Origin of the sequence: Nostoc sp. CALU 1950 (genome assembly GCF_051172895.1) — a bacterium.
Classification (GTDB): Bacteria; Cyanobacteriota; Cyanobacteriia; order Cyanobacteriales; family Nostocaceae; genus Nostoc; species Nostoc edaphicum_A.
Genome location: NZ_JBDNJQ010000313.1, coordinates 1 through 3218, shown reverse-complemented (window position 1 = coordinate 3218; position 3218 = coordinate 1). Strand labels below are relative to the sequence as shown.

Annotated in this window: 5 protein-coding genes; 1 reads left to right on the top strand and 4 read right to left on the bottom strand. The window is 43.3% G+C overall.

The window, feature by feature from the left end:
* Positions 1-194: hypothetical protein (locus ABF638_RS37340; RefSeq protein ID WP_435027777.1), on the top strand; the 194-nt coding region annotated here is incomplete at its 5' end.
* 30 nt (positions 195-224) lie between these two features.
* Here the strand turns inward: ABF638_RS37340 and ABF638_RS37335 are convergent.
* The 4 genes from ABF638_RS37335 to psb34 (ABF638_RS37320) all read right to left on the bottom strand — a co-directional run bounded on the left by ABF638_RS37335 (position 225) and on the right by psb34 (ABF638_RS37320) (position 2978).
* Positions 225-1007 (bottom strand): COP23 domain-containing protein, encoded by a 783-nt coding sequence (locus ABF638_RS37335; protein ID WP_435027776.1) that lies wholly within the window; start codon positions 1005-1007, stop codon positions 225-227.
* 453 nt (positions 1008-1460) lie between these two features.
* Positions 1461-2186, bottom strand: coding sequence for a Uma2 family endonuclease (locus ABF638_RS37330; protein ID WP_435027775.1), 726 nt, complete (start codon positions 2184-2186; stop codon positions 1461-1463).
* A 217-nt stretch (positions 2187-2403) separates the two neighbouring features.
* The gene (gene psb34 / locus ABF638_RS37325) at positions 2404-2574 is read right to left on the bottom strand and encodes a photosystem II assembly protein Psb34 (protein ID WP_435027774.1); all 171 of its coding nucleotides are present in this window, start codon (positions 2572-2574) and stop codon (positions 2404-2406) included.
* A 233-nt stretch (positions 2575-2807) separates the two neighbouring features.
* Complete coding sequence (gene psb34, locus ABF638_RS37320; RefSeq protein ID WP_289798921.1) at positions 2808-2978, bottom strand: photosystem II assembly protein Psb34; 171 nt, start codon at positions 2976-2978, stop codon at positions 2808-2810.
* Positions 2979-3218: the final 240 nt, after the last annotated feature.

The following is a 3218-nucleotide window of genomic DNA, read 5'->3' as shown; positions in this document are numbered from 1 at the left end:
AATTTCTAAATATCCGAACGCAATACCTAAAACTTCTTGTTTCTCCCCTGCTCCTTTGCTCCTCTGCAATCCTTACGCTGCCTCAACGATTTTCCCTTTTCTTAGTGCCATTCGCCCTTAACCCAAGCGTATTGCATAAAAAAGGCGGACAAGATGCCCGCCCCACAATAAGTAGTTGGATATTTTTTATTTGAAAGTCATTTTGTATTAAAAGCCACTCTTGCTTACCGGAACTTACCAGGGGCTAGACGAGCACCGTTAGGTTGAGACTGACGACGAATTGCTACTCCACTCCGCAAATTATTTCCAGTACCACCATCTTGGCGATCGAGGAAAGGTTTCAAATTAATCCCACTTCTAGATGAACTAACCCGATTATTGCCACTACCCAGAAGTGTGCGTCCTAAATTATATATTTCGTTGCTTCCACTATTGCGATTGCCATAAGTGTTGACAGCTATGGTTTGCTGTCCACTATCAGCAGTAGTCAAGTTTTGAAAAATGCTATTGCGGATAAAAACAGGATCTTTACCACGGGGGACTGTCAGCACAATTCTACAGTTTGGGTTCGTTTCAGTTGTGACGCAGACAGTATTTTCGTTATTTTCTACGGATGTCTGGAGTTCTTGTAAGCCATCTGGGCGATAAAGTTCTAAGCGACTAGCGATCGCTGCACAACGCTTTTGTGCGTCCCAACCACCACCCAAAGCCGCAGGCGCTGCCCAAGGAAAGAATTGTCCTGGTTGACTTTGTGGCTGATACATGACAGTATACTGTCCATTGTAAGTCTGACAGCTAAACCGAGTTGTACCGTCAGCTGAGGGTGAAGGTGGTATGCCTGTCGATGTGTCGATTGGTACGGGTGCTGATGTACCACCTGATGGTATTGTTGGTACTACTACACCATCGCCAGTAGAATCATATTGCGCCATTGCTGCCGAATTTCCCAGACACAAAGATAAGCCAATACTGCCCAAAGAAATCAACCGAATCAGTTGTGATGACATAAATCATCCTCCAGTAGAAGTAAGTAGGGAATTGATAGTTTAAGTGACGAATAATTCTGGCTTTTGATTCAGCAAAAACGCTATTTTTTTCCTCTCTAGCTTTTTTCTCTGCCAGGAGCTTTTTCACCCGTGCTTGAATTTCTGTATGACGCCTGAACCCTTCATCAGCGTAACGGTTGTAGCTACTACGGGTAATCAGGTTTTCTAAATCACTCGCTCATCACCGCCTAGCCCGGATTTCTCACCACACCTCTCAAAGCCTGCGCTTGTGCAGGGGAGCAGGGGAGCAGGGGAGCAAGGGAGCAGGGGAGAGTTCAATGTGCCAAGTTCAATCCCCTCTGCCCCTCTGCCCCTCCGCCCCTCTGCTCCATCAAACGCCTGAAGCTTGTGAGAAATGCGGGCTAGGTGCGAAGAGTTCGTTTCATGCTGGGGCTGGCTACCTATGCATATATGCTAAGGCAAATTATTTGGATCAATACCTTGAGATTGTAAATAGGCAATTAGCCGTTCTTTTTCCTGGCGTTCCTGTTCAATTTGTTCCACTGCCCAAAGTAACAAATTACCTGCCTCATCCCACCAGCGCAACCAGTAACCCGTTCTGGCTTCTTTTGTTCCTTGCCAAGTTCCCAGAAATAAACCCATTGAATCAATCCAATGACGACCATTTTCATCAGGTTGCTGTAACTCGTAGCGCCTGTTTTCGAGTTGGTAAAATTCTAACAAACCACCATTTGGGTCAAAAATTACGTAAATTGGAACTTGAAGAATCTGCTCGTAAAAAAACCATTTTCCTGGTGGATAGGTTCGCTTAAAAGAGTATTCTCCACCCTCTGTGTCAGATAGAAATTCCATCACAATTGCCGGAATATCTCCATCTAAATTGGGTGTATAGCTTTTGCGTTCTCCTAAAATCTGATTTACCGATGGCACATAAAGCCAGTCGGGTGCTTTGGCAACAAATTGCCCGTTTATCGTTGCACAAAGTCCAAAATTTGAGGCTATCAACATCTGCGGTTGGATGAAACCACTTATCTCAAGGCTTTCGCGCAAAGCACCAGCCAATAGTGGCTGATCTGTATTTTCCACTGGTTCATCCTCTAGGTGAAAATCTGCGGGCAATGCTTCCCAAGATATTACCAGTTCTGTTGAAAATTTAGGTTCACCGAGTTGGGTTGCCATAAACACCCCCTTTTATTGATTTGTCTTTATTTTATGGCTGACCGCTTGTTGTCAGGCGATGCCTGCGGCAGGCTACGCCAACGCTGTTATTTGACAACGCAATATCCCACTCGCCTTTTGCGATGTATAAAACACAAAAAACCTCGGCTAAATCAGCCGAGGTAAAGTCGAGAAGTGAGAATGACGATGAGATACAGCGATACCGAAATCAAAAATCTTAGCTAACGGTAAAACTAACCAAAACTAAAGTGGTGACAATTAAAGTTGCAAAAAGACCCTGTAAAACGTATTTACGTTGTTCCCAAATTGCTGGGTACTCAGCGTAGTACATCTTGGGTTCCGCTGCGTAGTTGTTGAGAATGCCTTCTTCGTTAGTGGTGGTGTACATAGTTTTTTCTTTTCTTTGTTTTGTTATCTTATGTAACTAAATATAACGGTTTTGTTACAAATCGTCAATAGGACTTGACAAAAAAATACTGATGGTAAATATAAAACTGACTTATCAGCATACCACTGCCGTTTGGGATACGCAAAACACAAAAAACCCCGGCGAAACTAACCGGGGTTACAGAGAGAAGTATGAATGACAATGAGATACAGCGATACTGAAATCAAAAAATCTTAGCTAACACTCAAACCAACCAAAACTAAAGCGGTGACGATTAAGGTTGCAAAAAGGCCCTGTAAAACGTATTTACGTTGTTCCCAAATTGCTGGGTACTCAGCGTAGTACATCTTTGGTTCTGCTGCATAGTTGTTGAGAATGCCGTCTTCGTTAGTGGTGGTATACATGGTTTTTTTTCTTTGTTTTGTTATCTTATGTAAACAAATATAACAAGTTTGTTACAAATTGTCAATGAGACTTGACAAAAAAAGACTGATGCCAGTGATAAAGCTAACTTATCTGCGATCGCTGCTTCTGGCGAAGACGGTTCGAGTCTGCCAAAGCCGGATGCCTGTTAACCCAATACGGTTTAGTTAAGGGCTAATAGTACAAAATTGTGGGTTTTCAAGACGCGATAAATCGCCGTC

Coding starts and splice junctions, on each gene's coding strand:
- ABF638_RS37335 (WP_435027776.1), bottom strand. CDS start 1,007: ATGTCATCACAACTGATTCGGTTGATTTCTTTGGGCAGTATTGGCTTA.
- ABF638_RS37330 (WP_435027775.1), bottom strand. CDS start 2,186: ATGGCAACCCAACTCGGTGAACCTAAATTTTCAACAGAACTGGTAATA.
- psb34 (WP_435027774.1), bottom strand. CDS start 2,574: ATGTACACCACCACTAACGAAGAAGGCATTCTCAACAACTACGCAGCG.
- psb34 (WP_289798921.1), bottom strand. CDS start 2,978: ATGTATACCACCACTAACGAAGACGGCATTCTCAACAACTATGCAGCA.